The following is a 16,932-nucleotide window of genomic DNA, read 5'->3' as shown; positions in this document are numbered from 1 at the left end:
GAATTTTCTACGTAATTGGACGTCATAATCAACCGTCACGCGCGCTGTGACAACGAATAAAAAGGATTAAGGAAATAACATGAAAAAACGCGTACTCATGATTGCGGCTGTGGTGAGCGGCACCCTGGCGATTTCTGGCTGTACCACTAACCCGTATACCGGCGAACGCGAAGCGGGGAAATCCGGCATCGGCGCCGGGATCGGTTCGCTGGTCGGCGCGGGCGTCGGCGCACTCTCCTCGTCGAAAAAAGATCGCGGCAAAGGCGCGCTGATTGGCGCAGCGGCCGGGGCGGCGCTGGGCGGCGGCATCGGTTATTACATGGATGTGCAGGAAGCAAAACTGCGCGAGAAAATGCAGGGAACGGGCGTCACCGTGACGCGAAATGGCGATAACATCGTGCTGAATATGCCAAATAACGTCACCTTTGACAGCAGCAGTGCCAACCTGAAACCGGCCGGGGCAAACACCCTCACCGGCGTGGCCATGGTGCTGAAAGAGTATGAGAAAACCGCGGTTAACGTCGTAGGTTACACCGACAGCACCGGCGGTCAGGATCTGAATATGCGCCTGTCGCAGCAGCGCGCCGACAGCGTTGCCAGCGCCCTCATCACCCAGGGCGTGGCGGCAAACCGTATTCGTACCAGCGGCATGGGCCCGGCAAACCCCATCGCCAGCAACACCACGGCGGAAGGGAAAGCGCAAAACCGTCGCGTAGAAATCACCCTCAGCCCGCTCCAGTAAGTCCGGCGGTCGACCCCGACCACCGTATCCTTCGCCCGGTAAGCGCCACTTGCCGGGCAAAATGCTTGATATAGCGGATTTTCGCGCTAAGGTGTTCTCCAGATTTCAGCAAAGGAAGCCATCATGGCGAAAGCGGCGCGAGCAACCATTAGCGATGTGGCGAAAGCCGCAAAGACCGGAAAAACCAGCATTTCACGCTACCTCAATGGCGAAAAGCACCTGCTTTCCGATGACCTGCTGGCGCGCATTGAAAAAGCGATTGCCGAACTTAACTACCGTCCCAGCCTGATGGCCCGTGGCCTGAAACATGGCCGAACCCGGCTGATTGGCCTGATCATCGCCGATATCACCAATCCTTACTCGGTCAATGTCCTCAGCGGCATCGAAGCGGCCTGTCGCGAAAAGGGCTTTACACTGCTGGTGTGTAATACCAATAACGAGCTCGACCAGGAGCTGCACTATCTCGACCTGCTGCGCAGCTACCAGGTAGAGGGGATCGTGGTCAACGCCGTTGGGATGCGCGAAGAGGGGCTGAATCGCCTGCAGCAGTCGGCGCTACCGATGGTACTCATTGACCGCAAGATTCCGGACTTCGCCTGCGATGTCGTCGGTCTGGACAACACTCAGGCCGCGACGACCGCCACAGAACATCTGGTGGAGAAAGGGTTTGAAGCCCTGCTGTTCCTGAGCGAGCCGCTCGGTTCGGTCAACACCCGTCGCGAACGCCTGAGCGCGTTTCGCGCCACCCTCCAGCGCTACGCCGGCATCGTCGCAGAAAACGCTGAAGTTCCGCTGAACGACGGCGCCATGCTCGATACGGTGCTGCGTCAGTTTCACTCCCGCCATCGCGGCATGCGCAAGGCGCTGATTTCCGCCAACGGCGCCCTGACGCTACAGGTTGCGCGCGCGCTCAAGCGAATCGACCTGGTTTGGGGCAGCGACATCGGCCTGCTCGGCTTCGACGAGCTGGAGTGGGCGGAGCTGGCGGGCGTGGGTATTACCACGCTCAAACAGCCCACGTGGCAGATTGGCTATGCCGCGGTTGAGCAGGTGGTGCGCCGGATTGAAGGCACTAACGACCCCATCTGCGAGCGGGTCTTCTCCGGTGAACTGATCGTGCGGGGATCGACCTCCCGATAGCCCTCCTTCGTGATGGTGATCATAAATTAGACATCCTCTCCTTTCCTTTGGAACCGGTACCATCTAGCGTAATAGAGTGATTTGCTACAGCGCTACCGGGAGTTTGTCAGATGGCCAGAAAAATTATTGTCGTGACCGCCGCCTATGGTCATGATTGCATTAAAGAACTTGGCGGGCAGTCCGCCGTACTGCCGTTTATCGCCGGATCCGGCGCCGACGGCGTGGAAATCCGCCGTGAGTTATTCAGCGCTGACGAGCTCAATCAGCTGCCGGCGCTGGCCGCCACCATTGAACGCCACAACCTGCTGGCCTGCTACTCTGCGCCGGAAGCGCTGTTTGAAGCGAATGGCGCCCTTAACCCGCGTCTGCCGGCGCTGTTACGCGAAGCGCAGACCCTCAACGCCCTGTGGTTAAAACTGTCTCTCGGCCATTTTACCCATAACAACGAACTGGAATCGCTGCGCCGCATCCTGCAGGAGAGCGGCATGGCGCTGGTGGTGGAAAACGACCAGACCGACTGCGGCCAGTTGGCGCCAATGCAGCGCTTTAAAGCCTCCTGTCGGGTGAACCAACTGCCGGTTACGTTAACCTTCGATATGGGTAACTGGCTGTGGGTCGGCGATTCGCCGGAAGAGGCCGCACGTCATCTGGCCCCCGCCGTCAGCTATATCCATGTCAAAGCCGCAGAGCCGCATCATGCGCACTTTCGCGCCGTCCCGCCAGACGAAGCTCCGGCACGCTGGCTGGCGCTGCTCGACAACCTGCCTGCCGATGCCCCGCGCGGTATCGAATTTCCGCTGGTGGGCCACGATCTGACGGCCGTGACCCGTCGCTATGTGAATTTGTTACGCGAGGAGTAAGCCATGGAAAACGCATTAGATGTCATCACCATCGGAGAGGCGATGGCGATGTTTGTCGCGACGGAAACCGGCGACCTGGCCGAAGTAGAACACTTTATGAAACGGGTAGCCGGCGCAGAGCTGAATGTCGCCACCGGCCTGGCTCGCCTGGGGCTGAAAGTCGGCTGGGTTAGCCGCGTAGGCAAAGACAGCTTCGGCCGTTTTGTGCTTCATTCGCTGGCCAAAGAAGGGATTGATGCACGCGGCGTCAGCGAAGACAGCCGCTATGCAACCGGCTTCCAGATGAAATCTAAAGTCGAAAATGGAACCGATCCCATTGTGGAGTACTTCCGCAAGGGTTCTGCCGCCAGCCATCTGTCGCCCGAGGACTTTCGCGCCGAATATTTCACCAGCGCTCGCCACCTGCACCTCAGCGGCGTGGCCGCTGCGCTGTCGGAGAGTTCATACGCCCTGCTGGAGCAGGCGGCCACCACGATGAAAGCCCAGGGGAAGACGATCTCGTTCGATCCGAATCTGCGCCCGGTACTGTGGAAAAGCGAAGCCGAGATGGTGGAAAAACTCAATCAGCTGGCGTTTCAGGCCGACTGGGTTCTGCCGGGTCTCAAAGAAGGCATGATCCTTACCGGCCAACGGACCCCGGAGGGGATTGCCGATTTCTATCTCACGCGCGGCGTTCAGGCCGTGATCATTAAAACCGGCGGCGACGGCGCCTGGTTCAAAACCGCCGCGGGCGAACAGGGCGCAGTCGCCGCCATCAAAGTCGATAACGTCGTGGATACCGTGGGCGCCGGCGATGGTTTTGCCGTCGGCGTGATTAGCGCTCTGCTGGAGGGCAGAACGCTGCAGCAGGCGATAGGCCGCGGCAACAAAATTGGCTCGCTGGCCATTCAGGTCCAGGGCGACAGCGAAGGATTACCCACACGCGAGGCGCTGGGCGAATAGCCCGGGCCGGCGTCATAATAACGGCCTCCTCTGTACCCTACATACGGCGGCGGCGTCATGAACCTCAACTTTAGAGGCAAGCCTATGAACAGCTCTACCAATGCAACGAAACGCTGGTGGTACATCATGCCTATCGTGTTTATCACGTATAGCCTGGCGTATCTCGACCGCGCAAACTTCAGCTTTGCTTCGGCAGCGGGCATTACGGAAGATTTAGGCATTACCAAAGGCATCTCGTCGCTTCTTGGCGCACTTTTCTTCCTCGGCTATTTCTTCTTCCAGATCCCGGGGGCGATTTACGCTGAACGCCGTAGCGTACGGAAGCTGATTTTCATCTGTCTGATCCTGTGGGGCGCCTGCGCCTCGCTGACCGGGATGGTGCACAATATTCCAGCGCTGGCGGCGATCCGTTTTATTCTCGGCGTCGTGGAAGCGGCGGTCATGCCGGCGATGCTGATTTACATCAGTAACTGGTTTACCAAATCAGAACGTTCACGCGCCAACACCTTCTTAATCCTCGGCAACCCGGTCACGGTACTGTGGATGTCGGTGGTCTCCGGCTACCTGATTCAGTCCTTCGGCTGGCGTGAAATGTTTATTATTGAAGGCGTCCCGGCCGTCCTCTGGGCCTTCTGCTGGTGGGTGCTGGTCAAGGATAAACCGTCGCAGGTGAACTGGCTGTCAGAAAACGAGAAAGCCGCGCTGCAGGCGCAGCTGGAGAGCGAGCAGCAGGGTATTAAAGCCGTGCGTAACTACGGCGAAGCCTTCCGCTCACGCAACGTCATTCTGCTGTGCATGCAGTATTTTGCCTGGAGTATCGGCGTGTACGGTTTTGTGCTGTGGCTGCCGTCAATTATTCGCAGCGGCGGCGTCAATATGGGGATGGTGGAAGTCGGCTGGCTCTCTTCGGTACCTTATCTGGCCGCGACTATTGCGATGATCGTCGTCTCCTGGGCTTCCGATAAAATGCAGAACCGTAAACTGTTCGTCTGGCCGCTGCTGCTGATTGGCGGACTGGCTTTTATTGGCTCATGGGCCGTCGGCGCTAACCATTTCTGGGCCTCTTATACCCTGCTGGTGATTGCCGGTGCGGCAATGTACGCCCCTTACGGTCCGTTTTTCGCCATCATTCCGGAAATGCTGCCGCGTAACGTCGCCGGTGGCGCAATGGCGCTCATCAACAGCATGGGGGCCTTAGGTTCATTCTTTGGTTCGTGGTTCGTGGGCTACCTGAACGGCACCACCGGCAGTCCATCAGCCTCATACATTTTCATGGGAGTGGCGCTTTTCGCCTCGGTATGGCTTACTTTAATTGTTAAGCCTGCTAACAATCAAAAGCTTCCCATCGGCGCTCGTCACGCCTGACCTTTACTACTTACGGAGATCCGCATGAAGCCGTCCGTTATTCTCTATAAAACGCTTCCCGACGACTTGCAGCAACGTCTGGAAAAACACTTTACCGTCACTCAGGTGAAAAACCTGAGCCCTGACACCGTCCAGCAGCACGCGGAAGCCTTTGCCCAGGCGGAAGGTCTGCTGGGGTCGAGCGAAAAAGTTGATGCCGCGTTACTGGAGAAAATGCCCAGGCTTCGTGCGACCTCCACGATTTCCGTCGGCTATGACAACTTCGACGTTGAGGCGCTGAATGCGCGCAAGGTGCTGCTGATGCATACGCCGACCGTGCTGACTGAAACCGTTGCCGATACGGTGATGGCGCTGGTGCTCAGCACATCCCGTCGGGTGGTGGAAGTCGCCAACCGGGTGAAAGCCGGAGAGTGGACGAAAAGCATCGGCCCGGACTGGTTCGGCAGCGATGTGCACCATAAAACGCTGGGGATCGTGGGCATGGGCCGTATCGGGATGGCCCTGGCGCAGCGCGCGCACGCCGGTTTTGGCATGCCGATTCTGTATAACGCCCGCAGCCGTCACCCGCAGGCGGAAGAGCGCTTTAACGCGCGTTACTGCGATCTGGATACGCTGCTGCAGGAAGCCGACTTTGTCTGTCTGATCCTGCCGCTGACCGCCGAGACTCATCACCTGTTCAACGCGGAAAAATTCGCGAAAATGAAGCCTTCCGCCATCTTTATTAATGCAGGGCGCGGCCCGGTGGTCGATGAAAAGGCGCTGATCTCAGCCTTGCAGAAGGGCCAAATCCACGCGGCCGGTCTGGACGTTTTCGAGCAGGAGCCACTGGCGAAAGAGTCGCCGCTGCTCACTCTGCCGAACGTCGTCGCGCTGCCGCATATCGGTTCTGCCACTCATGAGACCCGCTACAATATGGCGGCTTGTGCGGTCGATAATTTGATTGATGCACTGAATGGTCAGGTCGAAAAGAACTGCGTCAATCCGCAGGTGAAGTGAAGGTAAGCTGAAGTAACCCGGGTCGAGGTCAACGCCTGACCCGGGTTGACGAACCGGTTAACGCGTTGCGTTAACTGCCGCCGTCCACGCCTGGTTGAAAGCCTGATGCTGGGCAGCCAGCGGGCCAATCAGCGCGTTGTACTGGCTGGCCTGCTGCGAGGTCGGGAACTGAATCCCGTTTGCCACGAAGCTCACCTGAGTATTTTGCTGAGCGATAAAATCACCGACCTGCACCAGTTGCTGAGTAAAGACCTGCGCGGCAGGAATCAGCGGCTGCAGGGCGTTTGCCGGTGCGGTCACGACTTTGTTGTAAACCTGGTCAAAGACCGGTTTCAGATCGTCACTCTGCTTCAGCGCGCTATGTGCGCCATCGGCCTGCATTTTCGCATTTTCCAGCTGCTGGCTCAGCACGCCCAGCGCGCCGTTTGCCTGGCGCAGCGGTTCACGCTGAGTCACATAATCCTGCGGGACGCGAATCGCATTCACGCTGTCTACGACCGGACGCAGACCCGCATCCATCGCCTGACTTACCTGCTGTGAATAGCCGTAAATCACCGCGTAATCGGAAACAAAAGGACCGAACTGTTTTTTCTGATCGGCAGTCAGCGTCGGCAGACGTTCGCCGCTACGCATTGCCGTATTTTGCAGGAAGTCGATAAACGCTTTGCGCTGATCGCCTTCTTTATCAAAACACCCACTCAGGCTAACCACCATTAATAAGGCCGCAATAGCCGCAAACCAGCGAGAGCAGGACTTTCCTGTCGCCATTTTTTTACTCCTTTCAGCCAAAAAAAGCGCACACAGACACACACGTGCCAGACGCTGACAAGGATAGTCCAGGTCGGCCTTGCAGGATACTCTTTCCTGACAATCTTACGCAGGAAAAGCACCGTTGGCGGCGTTTGACGGGCGAACGCGAGCGTCTGTTAAGCCCATCACAATTAACGCCATAACCCTGCCGAGAAAAATGACCAATAACAATTTGATTTTATTATAAATAAAATCACTATTGTGGGGCAAACCCGTGAAAGCGAACGATAATCGCACGCTTCCTGGGCCGACTGCGTTGCCTGAAGCCAGGTTCAGTGATTTGATAAATGAGCGATTAACGGCGATACGTTCGATTATCGCACAAATCACATTAACGACAGCGAGGGAGGCGGTAATCGCCCGGCTCCGTCCCCCGCTCCGGCTGCCAGGAATGCTGTATGAATAAGACAACTATCGATATTCAGGCTTTTATCAACGAACATCCGTTTACGAAGTACCAGTGGATGATTCTGGCCCTGTGTTTTATCACCGTCGCGATGGACGGGTTTGATACCGCCATCATCGGTTTTATTGCCTCCGACCTGGTGCAGGAATGGGGCGTGGAAAAATCTGCGTTAGGCCCGGTGATGAGCGCTGCGCTCGTCGGTCTGGCGGTAGGTGCGCTGACCGCAGGCCCGTTGGCCGACCGCATTGGGCGAAAAAAAGTTCTGCTGATGTCGATTGTGGTTTTCGGTAGCTTTAGTCTGTTGACCGCCTTCGCCACCAGCCTGAATCAACTGACGCTGCTGCGTTTTCTGACCGGCCTCGGACTGGGCGCCGCCATGCCAAACGCAGCCACGCTGATGAGCGAGTATGCGCCGGAACGCCGTCGCGCTTTGCTGGTCAATCTGATGTTCGTCGGGTTCCCGATGGGATCTTCGCTGGGTGGCTTCCTCTCGGCCTGGATGATTCCGCATTACGGCTGGCAAAGCGTGCTGATACTGGGCGGCGTGATGCCTCTGCTGCTTGCCGTCGCGCTGGTGTTCTTACTGCCGGAATCGGCGCGCTATCTGGTGGTCAAGCGCCAGCCATCGCAGCGTATTGCCACCATTCTGCGTCGTATTGCCCCGCTGCCTGAACAGGTTGAATTCGAGCTGCGCGAAGCCGGACAGGTGAAAGACAAATCGGCCCTTGCGGTTATTTTCTCCCCCCGTTATCTCGTCGGTACCGTGATGCTGTGCATGACCTACTTTCTGGGGCTGCTGATTTTCTATTTATTGACCAGTTGGCTTCCGCTGCTGATTCGCGAAACCGGCGCATCAATGAGCCAGGCGTCGATTATCACCGCGCTGTTCCCGCTGGGCGGCGGCATCGGGGTGCTGATCCTCGGCGCCCTGATGGACAAAATTAACCCCAATAAAGTGGTCGCCGTAGGCTGGCTGTTGACCGGCGTGTTCGTCTTTCTGGTCGGCTTCTCAACCAACAACCTGGTGTTAATGGGCGTGATGGTCTTTATTGCCGGCAGCATTATGAACGGCGCGCAATCATCCATGCCGGCCCTGGCCGCCGGATTTTATCCCACCCAGGGCCGGGCGACCGGCGTTGCCTGGATGCTGGGTATCGGCCGGTTTGGCGGGATCCTTGGCGCCTTCAGCGGAGCCTTCCTGATGCAGGCGCAGCTCTCCTTCGTGACCATCTTTACCTTGTTGTCGATCCCGGCGTTTTTATCCGCCATCGCGCTGCTGGTGAAATATAAGACCAGCAAGAGCCAGCCGATATCTGCGCAGACGAAAGCCGACAATATGCAAAAAGCCTGACCCTCAGGCCAGCGGGCAACCGCTGGCCTGGCGGATTTATTCGCCGTTTACAAAAGTTTTCCATTGCGACACGTCTGATGATTAATCATCACCTTATCTGCCGTTTTCACCGCCGAATACCCGTTAAGACGATAGGCTGTCTGCACATAATCACTCCCGTGACTATTCTTTGCGTTTTTTCTGACTATTCTTAATAGGCTTCACTAAATATCTCTTTTGCTGTGTGACAGAAGGAGTTCTCTATGGAATATAAAGATCCCGTGTTTGAACTGCTTAGCAGCCTGGAACAAATTGTTTTTAAAGATATTTCTCAAACGATCGCCCAGCCTCGTAAGCAGACCGCATTTAGCGAGTTTGAACAGCTTCGCAAAGGCACTGGCCTGAAAATTGATGATTTTGCCAATGCCATGGGCGTCAGCGTGGCGATGGTACAAGAGTGGGAGTCGAGACGGGTGAAGCCGTCATCCACGGAGCTCAAATTAATGCGCCTGATTCAGGCAAACCCACAGCTTTCAAGGCAGCTTATCGACTAAAGTTCTATAATAAGAATCAGGTCTGGTTACGGTCCTGTATCGGGACCGTTTTTATTTCTGTGAAAAAAGGTTTGCTATCGCACCGCAAAAATGAGTTAATGCTCGCAGGTTTGATGTACAGACCACAGAGCATTAGTATAGAGTAGTCCTTGAGCGGTTATCATAGATACCCCGGTAGTGAACTTTCCCTTTATAGCTTCAAATCTGTAGTCCAGACCGTATCGCCGAAAGGTTCATTTATTATTTAAAGGTATTTCGCTATGTCCGGTAAAATGACTGGTATCGTAAAATGGTTCAACGCTGACAAAGGCTTCGGCTTCATCACTCCTGATGACGGTTCTAAAGATGTATTCGTACACTTCTCCGCTATCATGAACGATGGCTACAAATCTCTGGATGAAGGTCAGAAAGTTTCCTTCACCATCGAAAGCGGCGCTAAAGGCCCGGCAGCTGGCAACGTAACCAGCCTGTAAGCTTAAATTAAGCTCAGAATTTAAGATCCCTGCCTCGCGGCGGGGATTTTTTTTATCTGATAATAAAGAACCGCCGCTCATCAGAGGGCGGTTTTTTGTCTTCAAAGCGCTGAGAAATGCCAGCCATCCTCCTGCCACGTCAGAGAGTGGGTCAGCCGCAGTCCGCGCAGAAAATCCTCATCATGAGAGACGACAATCATCGCGCCAGGAAAGGTGGCTAAAGCCGACTCAATGGCCCGAACGGAAGCCAAATCAAGATGGTTTGTCGGCTCATCCAGCAGCAGAAGCTGCGCCGCTTCACGCCGCCACAGCACGCAGGCTAGCGCGGCTTTAAGCCGTTCGCCGCCGCTTAAAGCCGACAGCGGCAGATTAATTTTATCCGCGCCCAGCTGCAGCCGGGCAAGACGGCTGCGTAATACCCCCGCCTCCAGCGGGGTATCATCAAGATTCAAGTGCGCCATGACCGACAGCGACAGGTCCAGCTGCGTGAGATGCTGATCCAGCCAGGCCGCATGCACCGACACCCGACACTCGCCGGATAGCGGCGATTCCAGACCGATCAACGTTTTCAGCAGCGTGGTTTTCCCGCAGCCGTTGGGGCCACGCAACGCCACGCGCAGCGGCCCGTCAAGACGCCAGTCGAGTGGCGGCATGGCAGAGAATGCCAGCTGCAAAGCCTCGAGGACCAACACCTGTTTGCCAGCGGCAACCTGGCTTCCCGGCAGAGTGAACATCACCGCAGCGTCCTCCTCCACCCGCTCACGGGCCTGAACCACCGCGGCATTTAGCGCACTATTTTGCTCCCGGTGCTGGCGATGCAGTGCGCCAGGCCGCTCCTTCGCCGCCCCTTTATATTTTACCCGTTCAAAAGAGGCGATATTCAGCGTATCCACCACGCGCAGCGTCTGAGCAGAACGTCTCTGGCTGGCATCGTGTTCTTTTTGCATCCGCGCACGCGTGCGACGACGCTCGGTAGCGGCATGGTCTAACGCCGCGCGCGCCGCCTGCTGCTCCGCATCGCGCTGCTGTTGGTAATCGGCATAGTTACCGCCGTAGCTTCGCAACGCACCGGGCGTCAGTTCGAGTATGCGCGACATGCGGGCCAACAGCGCGCGATCGTGGCTGGCTATCAACGCTCCGCCGGACCAGCATTCAAGCTGGTGATACAGCCAGTCGCGCCCCTGCCTGTCGAGGTGATTGGTTGGCTCATCCAGCAGCAGGTAATCGGCCGCGGAGAGAAAGGCGCCGCACAGCAGAGCCTTCACCCGCTCCCCGCCGCTCAATGATGATGCGGGTCGGTCAGGATCGAAATCCGCTAAGCCGGCCTGGCGGAAACCTGCGCTCAGGCGATCCGGGAGATCCCAGAAACCTTCGAGGCAATCGACATCGTCAGCCAGAGCCTCACCGCGCCCGAGGCGCTGCAAGGCAGCAAAGTGTGATCCGTAGCCCAGCAGTGCGGCCAGCGTGGTCTGCGGGGTTATCGTCTGCTGCTGAGCAACACAGGCCAGAGAAACAGGCCGTTCGATATGGCCACCAGAAGGCGCATCGATACCGGCCAGTAGGCGCAGAAGGCGGGTTTTCCCGACGCCATTCCGTCCGACCAGGCCACAGAGGGAATTTTCCAGCGAGATATTCAACGGGCCAAAAAGCGTTTCTCCCGTCGCAAACTGACAGATGACCTGATGCAAAATAAAAGAGGGGGATTGGGCACAATGGGCCATAAGCACTCCTGAATGAAATTCATACTTCCCCTACAGACGCAGTGCGCCAGCAAGGACCGAATTCAGCAGGTGTGTTTATCCATTTTCAGTGTGCTCTCTGTGAGACGAGGGATTCGTCGGGGCACAGGATAGCCATACTCACCCCTTCATTTCAAGATTATTTTTTCAGCAAATGCGTTCGGGTTGCGCGGCTCTCCCGCAGCAGGAACGTCAAACGGCCTCGAAATCACCCCGTTTCCCACGCTTAATTTTCATTCTGTTTTTTTGAATGAAATGCGCAAATTGTTCCAATTTTAATCGATCGATAATCGTCCTATTATTTATCACATCAGAGCAACAACGCTCTATACCAAACAAAAACACTTAAGGAATACGACCATGAAATCCATCAAAACTTTCGTTGCAGTTTCTGCCCTTTCTCTGATGTCTTTCGGTGCATTCGCACAGAGCGTCAGCGCCACCGCCTCCACGCTGGATCGCGCTGAAGCAAAAATTGCCGCCCAGGCCGCAGAACAAGGTGCCTCTTATAAAATTACCAGCGCCCAGTTCAACAACCGCGTGCACATGACCGCCGAACTGACCAAATAACGTAATCTGCTCTTGCCGGGCCGCCGGTGGTTAACCAGACAGGCGACAACGACAACACGATGAAAAGGAAGATAAAATGAAAAATCTCAGCGTGATCTCTGCCCTGTTTCTGGCCGCGTCATTGTCATCCGGCGCCATCGCCGCAGAGCAGCGTCCCGCGCAACCAGAAGCCGGTTCCAGTATGGATACCTCAGTGCATCAGAACCGTATTAACGTCAGCCACGCTTTTGATAAAGAGAGTCTGACCGCGGGGAATTTGCAGTAAATCTGGCCGCCGAAAAGCGTCAGGGGAGCGAGAGAGTCGCTTACCGCCATAAAAAAACCTGCCCTGGGGCAGGTTTTTTGTTATGCAAAACAGGCGATTATTGCAGCAGGGAAATATCCGCCACCTGCAGGAACAGGTCACGCAATTTCGACAGCAGCGTCAGACGGTTGATACGGACTTCTTTATCTTCCGCATTCACCATCACGTTTTCGAAGAACTCATCTACCGGTTCGCGCAGGGAAGCCAGTTCGATCAGCGCTTCCTGATAACGGCCTTCGGCGAAGAACGGCTGCAGTTTGTCGCGCAGCACGACCAGATGGGTCGCCAGCTTGATCTCTGCGGCTTCTTTTAGCACGGAGGCGTGAACGGCATCATTCAACGTCTCTTCGGATTTCGCCAGGATATTAGATACGCGCTTGTTGGCAGCTGCCAGCGCGGCCGCTTCTTCCAGAGTGCGGAAGTGAGACACCGCTTTCATGCGCGCGTCGAAATCCGCCGGACGAGTCGGACGACGTGCCAGTACCGCCTGGATGGTGTCGACCGTGTAGCCTTCATCCTGATACCAGGCGCGGAAGCGACCAAGCATGAAGTCAATGACGTCATCAACTACGTTGGCGTTAGTTAGCTTATCACCATACAGACGCGCCGCTTCTTCGGTCAGCGTTTGCAGGTCCAGGTTCAGGTTCTTCTCAACGATGATGCGCAGTACGCCGAGCGCGGCACGACGCAGCGCAAACGGGTCTTTATCGCCCTTCGGATGCTGACCGATGCCGAAGATGCCCGCGAGGGTATCCATCTTATCGGCAATCGCTACGGCACAGGCCACCGGGTTGGACGGCAGATCGTCACCGGCAAAGCGCGGCTGATACTGCTCGTTCAGCGCCACCGCAACATCTTCGGCTTCACCATCGTGACGCGCATAGTGCATGCCCATGATGCCCTGGGTGTCGGTAAACTCGAACACCATGTTGGTCATCAGGTCACACTTGGAAAGCAGGCCCGCACGCGTTGCGTGGTTAACGTCAGCGCCAATTTGACCAGCAATCCAGCCCGCCAGCGCCTGAATACGGTCAGTCTTGTCGCGCAGCGTACCCAGCTGCTGCTGGAACAGCACGGTTTGCAGACGCGGCAGATGATCTTCCAGACGCTTTTTACGGTCGGTGTTGAAGAAGAACTCGGCATCCGCCAGACGCGGGCGCACCACTTTTTCGTTCCCGGAGATAATCTGCAGCGGATCTTTCGACTCAATGTTGGTAACGAAAATAAAGTTCGGCAGCAGTTTGCCGTCGTTGCCGTAGACCGGGAAGTACTTCTGGTCACCCTTCATGGTGTAGACCAGCGCTTCCGCAGGGACCGCGAGGAATTTCTCTTCGAATTTCGCGGTCAGCACTACCGGCCATTCAACCAGAGAGGCCACTTCTTCCAGCAGGCTTTCGCTCAGATCGGCGTTGCCGCCAATTTTGCGCGCCGCTTCTTCGGCATCGGCTTTAATTTTGGCTTTACGCTGCTCGTAGTCAGCAATAACTTTGCCGCGCTCCAGCAGAATTTGCGGGTACTGGTCGGCGTTATCGATGGTGAATTCCGGCTCGCCCATAAAGCGATGGCCGCGAATCACGCGATCGGAGGCAATGCCCAGAATGGTTGCCGGGACGACTTTATCGCCAAGCAGCAGGGTCACGGTGTGAACCGGACGCACGAACTGCACGTCGGAGGCGCCCCAGCGCATCAGTTTCGGGATCGGCAGTTTTGCCAGGGACGTGGCCACCATGTTCGGCAACAGCGCTTCTGCGCTTTCGCCTTTGACATGGGCGCGATACAGCAGCCATTCGCCTTTGTCGGTGACCATGCGCTCGGCCTGGTCAACGGTGATGCCGCAGCCGCGCGCCCAGCCTTCGGCCGCTTTGCTCGGTTTGCCTTCCGCGTCGAACGCGGCAGAAACCGCCGGGCCGCGTTTTTCAACTTCGCGATCGGGCTGAGCGGCCGCCAGGTTAGCGACTTTCAGCGCCAGACGGCGCGGAGCAGCGAACCACTCGACGTTGCCGTGAGCGAGGCCAGCGTTATCCAGCTCCGCGGTAAAGTTCGCAGCAAAAGATTCCGCCAGGCTGCGCAGGGCTTTTGGTGGCAGCTCTTCGGTGCCGATTTCCACCAGGAAAGTTTTTTCAGACATGGCCGCCTCTTATTTATTCTTGTTGCACATCGGGAAGCCCAGGGCTTCACGGGAAGCGTAGTACGCTTCTGCCACGGCTTTGGTCAGGGTGCGAATGCGCAGAATGTAGCGCTGACGCTCGGTGACGGAGATGGCTTTACGCGCGTCCAGCAGGTTGAAGCTGTGGGCGGCTTTCAGAATGCGCTCGTAGGCAGGCAGCGGCAGCGGGTTTTCCAGCGCCAGCAGCTGCTGCGCTTCTTTCTCATACTGCTCGAAGCAGGAGAACAGGAAGTCGACGTCTGCGTATTCAAAGTTATAGGTAGACTGCTCCACTTCGTTCTGATGGAACACGTCGCCGTAGGTGGTTTTACCCAGCGGACCGTCGCTCCAGACCAGGTCGTAAACGCTGTCAACGCCCTGAATGTACATCGCCAGTCGTTCCAGACCGTAGGTGATCTCGCCGGTCACCGGCTTACACTCCAGACCGCCGACCTGCTGGAAGTAGGTGAACTGCGTCACTTCCATCCCGTTCAGCCACACTTCCCAGCCCAGACCCCAGGCACCCAGCGTCGGGTTTTCCCAGTTGTCTTCCACGAAGCGGATGTCGTGAATCGTCGGATCCATACCCAGCTCTTTCAAAGACCCGAGGTACAGCTCCTGAATGTTGTCCGGCGATGGCTTAATGACCACCTGGAACTGATAGTAGTGCTGTAAGCGGTTCGGGTTTTCGCCGTAGCGGCCGTCAGTCGGGCGACGGGAAGGCTGAACATAGGCAGTCGCCATCGGCTCAGGCCCCAGCGCACGCAGACAGGTCATTGGATGAGAGGTGCCGGCGCCAACTTCCATGTCCAGTGGTTGAACAATGGTGCAGCCCTGACGAGCCCAGTAATCCTGTAAGGTCAGGATCAGGCCCTGGAAGGTCCTGGTATCAAACTTTTGCATATTATTTCGTGCTGGATACGTGTGGATTTAAAGGAAGGGATCAGTATACCCGCTGGCTGCGAGATATACAGTACGAAACGGCGCTGTTTAAATAAAATTGCCGAAATTAACGCCATCACGCGGCATCAGGCGCCGATTTAGCGCATAGAAAGATGTAAAAACTGACCATCTGGATCGAAAGAACAGATAAAGCGCTCATTCTGCGATGTCAGACCCGACAGCTCGTAGCTCCCCTGGAACTGCTCGAAGTGGCTGACGTCCACCATACGGGGCCCCGTGCTGTAGCGTTTTGCCGCCTGATCCTTGCACAGTTGCTCCATGTTCAGGGTAATTTGCGGCGTAATCCGGGCACGTTGCGCTTTCTGTACCGGCTGAGGCGGCTGTTGGCTGCAGCCCGCCAGCAGGAGCAATAACAGTCCAGAAAAGAAATATTTCATCACTATTTTCCTCAACCGCCTTGTTAGCAAATTGTTATCGTGCAGGTTACGTGAAATTACCGGGGCATTGTGCGAATCTCTCCGCATCTCTACAAGAGTGTCGCGATAAACTCGGAATTTTCCATTGCGATATGGCCGGTCAGGAGGAGTCAGACCCTCTTTAAGCAGGAGCAACTGAGGTATCGATGCAAGAAAAAATAAACTGGATAACAAGTTTGCGCGGCATCGCATGCCTGATGGTGGTGATGATTCACAGCACAACCTGGTATATCACCCACCCTCACTCCATCAGCTTGCTGGACTGGGATATCGCCAACCTGCTTAATTCGGCTTCTCGCGTCAGCGTCCCGCTGTTTTTCATGATGTCCGGCTATCTGTTTTTCGGTGAGCGCAGCGCCCAACCGCGACATTTTCTGCGGATCGTACTGTGCGTGGTGTTTTACAGCGCCCTGTCCCTGCTCTACATCACGCTGTTCACCCATATCAATGTGGTGCTGTCGCTGAAACATTTGCTGCAAAAGCCGGTGTTCTACCATCTGTGGTTTTTCTTCGCGATTATCGTCATTTACCTGCTCTCGCCGTTGCTGCAGGTTAAGCAGGTCAGCGGCAAGATGCTGTTGATTCTGATGCTGGTAATTGGTCTTCTGGCCAACCCCAACATGGTGTCGGTCAAGGCCGGCGGCGTCGAATGGCTACCGCTCAATCTCTATATCAACGGCGATACATTTTACTATGTCCTGTATGGCGTGCTGGGGCGGGCGATCGGCATGATGGATACCGATAAAAAGTGGCTCACGCTGCTGTGCGCCGCGCTTTTCGCTACCGCAGTGTGGATTATTTCCCGCGGGACATTGCACGAGCTGAAGTGGCGCGGCGACTTCGGCGATACCTGGTACTTGTATTGCGGCCCGGCGGTGTTTGTCTGCGCGATAACCCTGCTCACGCTGGTGAAGAATACCCTTAACACACGCCCGGTCCCTGCCCTGACGCTGATTGCGCGCCATTCGCTGGGGATCTACGGATTTCATGCCCTGATTATTCATGCGTTACGGGCCAGCGGGCTGGAGCTGACGCGCTGGCCGCTGCTGGATATCTTCTGGATATTCGGCGCAGCGTTGGGGGGCAGCCTGCTGCTGTCGACGCTGGTGCAGCGCCTGGATAGCCGACGCCTGGTCAGCTAGCGCGGCGTAAAAGTTAACCCGCCCCATTCGGGGC

General features: G+C 56.4%; 17 protein-coding genes. 12 read left to right on the top strand and 5 right to left on the bottom strand.

The window, feature by feature from the left end; genetic code table 11:
* Positions 1-79 precede the first annotated feature (79 nt).
* From GRPL_RS20095 to ghrB, 6 genes are all read left to right on the top strand, one after another.
* Positions 80-742 carry an OmpA family lipoprotein gene (locus tag GRPL_RS20095; RefSeq protein WP_032696977.1) on the top strand — a complete coding sequence of 221 codons (663 nt, stop codon included), beginning with the start codon at positions 80-82 and terminating at the stop codon, positions 740-742.
* 123 nt (positions 743-865) lie between these two features.
* The gene (locus tag GRPL_RS20100) at positions 866-1,882 is read left to right on the top strand and encodes a LacI family DNA-binding transcriptional regulator (protein WP_004868782.1); all 1,017 of its coding nucleotides are present in this window, start codon (positions 866-868) and stop codon (positions 1,880-1,882) included.
* 110 nt (positions 1,883-1,992) lie between these two features.
* Positions 1,993-2,742, top strand: coding sequence for a sugar phosphate isomerase/epimerase family protein (locus GRPL_RS20105; RefSeq protein ID WP_032696978.1), 750 nt, complete (start codon positions 1,993-1,995; stop codon positions 2,740-2,742).
* Between the two features lie 3 nt (positions 2,743-2,745).
* Positions 2,746-3,684, top strand: a complete 939-nt coding sequence (locus tag GRPL_RS20110) for a sugar kinase (RefSeq protein ID WP_032698576.1) — start codon at positions 2,746-2,748, stop codon at positions 3,682-3,684.
* Between the two features lie 84 nt (positions 3,685-3,768).
* Positions 3,769-5,049 (top strand): MFS transporter, encoded by a 1,281-nt coding sequence (locus GRPL_RS20115; protein ID WP_004868788.1) that lies wholly within the window; start codon positions 3,769-3,771, stop codon positions 5,047-5,049.
* Between the two features lie 24 nt (positions 5,050-5,073).
* Complete coding sequence (gene ghrB / locus GRPL_RS20120; protein WP_004868790.1) at positions 5,074-6,045, top strand: glyoxylate/hydroxypyruvate reductase GhrB; 972 nt, start codon at positions 5,074-5,076, stop codon at positions 6,043-6,045.
* A gap of 57 nt (positions 6,046-6,102) precedes the next feature.
* Here ghrB and GRPL_RS20125 read toward each other — a convergent pair whose 3' ends face one another.
* Positions 6,103-6,813: a DUF3053 domain-containing protein gene (locus GRPL_RS20125; protein WP_004868792.1), complete on the bottom strand. Its 711-nt coding sequence runs from the start codon at positions 6,811-6,813 to the stop codon at positions 6,103-6,105.
* A 440-nt stretch (positions 6,814-7,253) separates the two neighbouring features.
* Here GRPL_RS20125 and GRPL_RS20130 point away from each other — a divergent pair, with 440 nt between their 5' ends.
* The 3 genes from GRPL_RS20130 (at position 7,254) to cspE (ending at position 9,618) form a co-directional block, all read left to right on the top strand.
* Positions 7,254-8,612, top strand: coding sequence for an MFS transporter (locus tag GRPL_RS20130; protein ID WP_032696980.1), 1,359 nt, complete (start codon positions 7,254-7,256; stop codon positions 8,610-8,612).
* Positions 8,613-8,854: 242 nt separating this feature from the next.
* Positions 8,855-9,145 (top strand): HTH-type transcriptional regulator, encoded by a 291-nt coding sequence (locus GRPL_RS20135; RefSeq protein ID WP_032690313.1) that lies wholly within the window; start codon positions 8,855-8,857, stop codon positions 9,143-9,145.
* A 260-nt stretch (positions 9,146-9,405) separates the two neighbouring features.
* On the top strand, positions 9,406-9,618 hold the full coding sequence (cspE, locus tag GRPL_RS20140) for a transcription antiterminator/RNA stability regulator CspE (protein WP_004868803.1): 213 nt from the start codon (positions 9,406-9,408) through the stop codon (positions 9,616-9,618).
* Positions 9,619-9,719: 101 nt separating this feature from the next.
* Here cspE and GRPL_RS20145 read toward each other — a convergent pair whose 3' ends face one another.
* Positions 9,720-11,339: an ABC-F family ATP-binding cassette domain-containing protein gene (locus GRPL_RS20145; protein ID WP_032698574.1), complete on the bottom strand. Its 1,620-nt coding sequence runs from the start codon at positions 11,337-11,339 to the stop codon at positions 9,720-9,722.
* 378 nt (positions 11,340-11,717) lie between these two features.
* Here GRPL_RS20145 and GRPL_RS20150 point away from each other — a divergent pair, with 378 nt between their 5' ends.
* Together GRPL_RS20150 and GRPL_RS20155 are read left to right on the top strand one after the other, a co-directional pair.
* Positions 11,718-11,927: a YdgH/BhsA/McbA-like domain containing protein gene (locus GRPL_RS20150; RefSeq protein WP_032690311.1), complete on the top strand. Its 210-nt coding sequence runs from the start codon at positions 11,718-11,720 to the stop codon at positions 11,925-11,927.
* Between the two features lie 76 nt (positions 11,928-12,003).
* Complete coding sequence (locus GRPL_RS20155; protein WP_032696983.1) at positions 12,004-12,192, top strand: hypothetical protein; 189 nt, start codon at positions 12,004-12,006, stop codon at positions 12,190-12,192.
* A 97-nt stretch (positions 12,193-12,289) separates the two neighbouring features.
* On the opposite strand, the gene glyS is transcribed toward GRPL_RS20155, so the two are convergent.
* The 3 genes from glyS to GRPL_RS20170 all read right to left on the bottom strand — a co-directional run bounded on the left by glyS (position 12,290) and on the right by GRPL_RS20170 (position 15,717).
* The gene (gene glyS / locus GRPL_RS20160; RefSeq protein WP_032696985.1) at positions 12,290-14,359 is read right to left on the bottom strand and encodes a glycine--tRNA ligase subunit beta; all 2,070 of its coding nucleotides are present in this window, start codon (positions 14,357-14,359) and stop codon (positions 12,290-12,292) included.
* A gap of 9 nt (positions 14,360-14,368) precedes the next feature.
* Positions 14,369-15,280 (bottom strand): glycine--tRNA ligase subunit alpha, encoded by a 912-nt coding sequence (gene glyQ / locus GRPL_RS20165; protein ID WP_004126458.1) that lies wholly within the window; start codon positions 15,278-15,280, stop codon positions 14,369-14,371.
* A gap of 137 nt (positions 15,281-15,417) precedes the next feature.
* Positions 15,418-15,717: a YsaB family lipoprotein gene (locus GRPL_RS20170; protein ID WP_032690308.1), complete on the bottom strand. Its 300-nt coding sequence runs from the start codon at positions 15,715-15,717 to the stop codon at positions 15,418-15,420.
* 185 nt (positions 15,718-15,902) lie between these two features.
* Here GRPL_RS20170 and GRPL_RS20175 point away from each other — a divergent pair, with 185 nt between their 5' ends.
* Positions 15,903-16,898, top strand: a complete 996-nt coding sequence (locus tag GRPL_RS20175; RefSeq protein WP_032698572.1) for an acyltransferase — start codon at positions 15,903-15,905, stop codon at positions 16,896-16,898.
* Positions 16,899-16,932 lie beyond the last annotated feature (34 nt).

This window comes from Klebsiella planticola ATCC 33531, from assembly GCF_000735435.1.
Taxonomy (GTDB): Bacteria; Pseudomonadota; Gammaproteobacteria; order Enterobacterales; family Enterobacteriaceae; genus Klebsiella; species Klebsiella planticola.
The sequence above is the reverse complement of the archived record's forward strand: the minus strand, read 5'-3'. Positions and strand labels throughout refer to the sequence as shown.

Excerpts from the sequence above, each read along its gene's own strand:
- GRPL_RS20095 (WP_032696977.1), top strand. The coding sequence starts at position 80 with ATGAAAAAACGCGTACTCATGATTGCGGCTGTGGTGAGCGGCACCCTG.
- GRPL_RS20100 (WP_004868782.1), top strand. The coding sequence starts at position 866 with ATGGCGAAAGCGGCGCGAGCAACCATTAGCGATGTGGCGAAAGCCGCA.
- GRPL_RS20105 (WP_032696978.1), top strand. The coding sequence starts at position 1,993 with ATGGCCAGAAAAATTATTGTCGTGACCGCCGCCTATGGTCATGATTGC.
- GRPL_RS20110 (WP_032698576.1), top strand. The coding sequence starts at position 2,746 with ATGGAAAACGCATTAGATGTCATCACCATCGGAGAGGCGATGGCGATG.
- GRPL_RS20115 (WP_004868788.1), top strand. The coding sequence starts at position 3,769 with ATGAACAGCTCTACCAATGCAACGAAACGCTGGTGGTACATCATGCCT.
- ghrB (WP_004868790.1), top strand. The coding sequence starts at position 5,074 with ATGAAGCCGTCCGTTATTCTCTATAAAACGCTTCCCGACGACTTGCAG.
- GRPL_RS20125 (WP_004868792.1), bottom strand. The coding sequence starts at position 6,813 with ATGGCGACAGGAAAGTCCTGCTCTCGCTGGTTTGCGGCTATTGCGGCC.
- GRPL_RS20130 (WP_032696980.1), top strand. The coding sequence starts at position 7,254 with ATGAATAAGACAACTATCGATATTCAGGCTTTTATCAACGAACATCCG.
- GRPL_RS20135 (WP_032690313.1), top strand. The coding sequence starts at position 8,855 with ATGGAATATAAAGATCCCGTGTTTGAACTGCTTAGCAGCCTGGAACAA.
- cspE (WP_004868803.1), top strand. The coding sequence starts at position 9,406 with ATGTCCGGTAAAATGACTGGTATCGTAAAATGGTTCAACGCTGACAAA.
- GRPL_RS20145 (WP_032698574.1), bottom strand. The coding sequence starts at position 11,339 with ATGGCCCATTGTGCCCAATCCCCCTCTTTTATTTTGCATCAGGTCATC.
- GRPL_RS20150 (WP_032690311.1), top strand. The coding sequence starts at position 11,718 with ATGAAATCCATCAAAACTTTCGTTGCAGTTTCTGCCCTTTCTCTGATG.
- GRPL_RS20155 (WP_032696983.1), top strand. The coding sequence starts at position 12,004 with ATGAAAAATCTCAGCGTGATCTCTGCCCTGTTTCTGGCCGCGTCATTG.
- glyS (WP_032696985.1), bottom strand. The coding sequence starts at position 14,359 with ATGTCTGAAAAAACTTTCCTGGTGGAAATCGGCACCGAAGAGCTGCCA.
- glyQ (WP_004126458.1), bottom strand. The coding sequence starts at position 15,280 with ATGCAAAAGTTTGATACCAGGACCTTCCAGGGCCTGATCCTGACCTTA.
- GRPL_RS20170 (WP_032690308.1), bottom strand. The coding sequence starts at position 15,717 with ATGAAATATTTCTTTTCTGGACTGTTATTGCTCCTGCTGGCGGGCTGC.
- GRPL_RS20175 (WP_032698572.1), top strand. The coding sequence starts at position 15,903 with ATGCAAGAAAAAATAAACTGGATAACAAGTTTGCGCGGCATCGCATGC.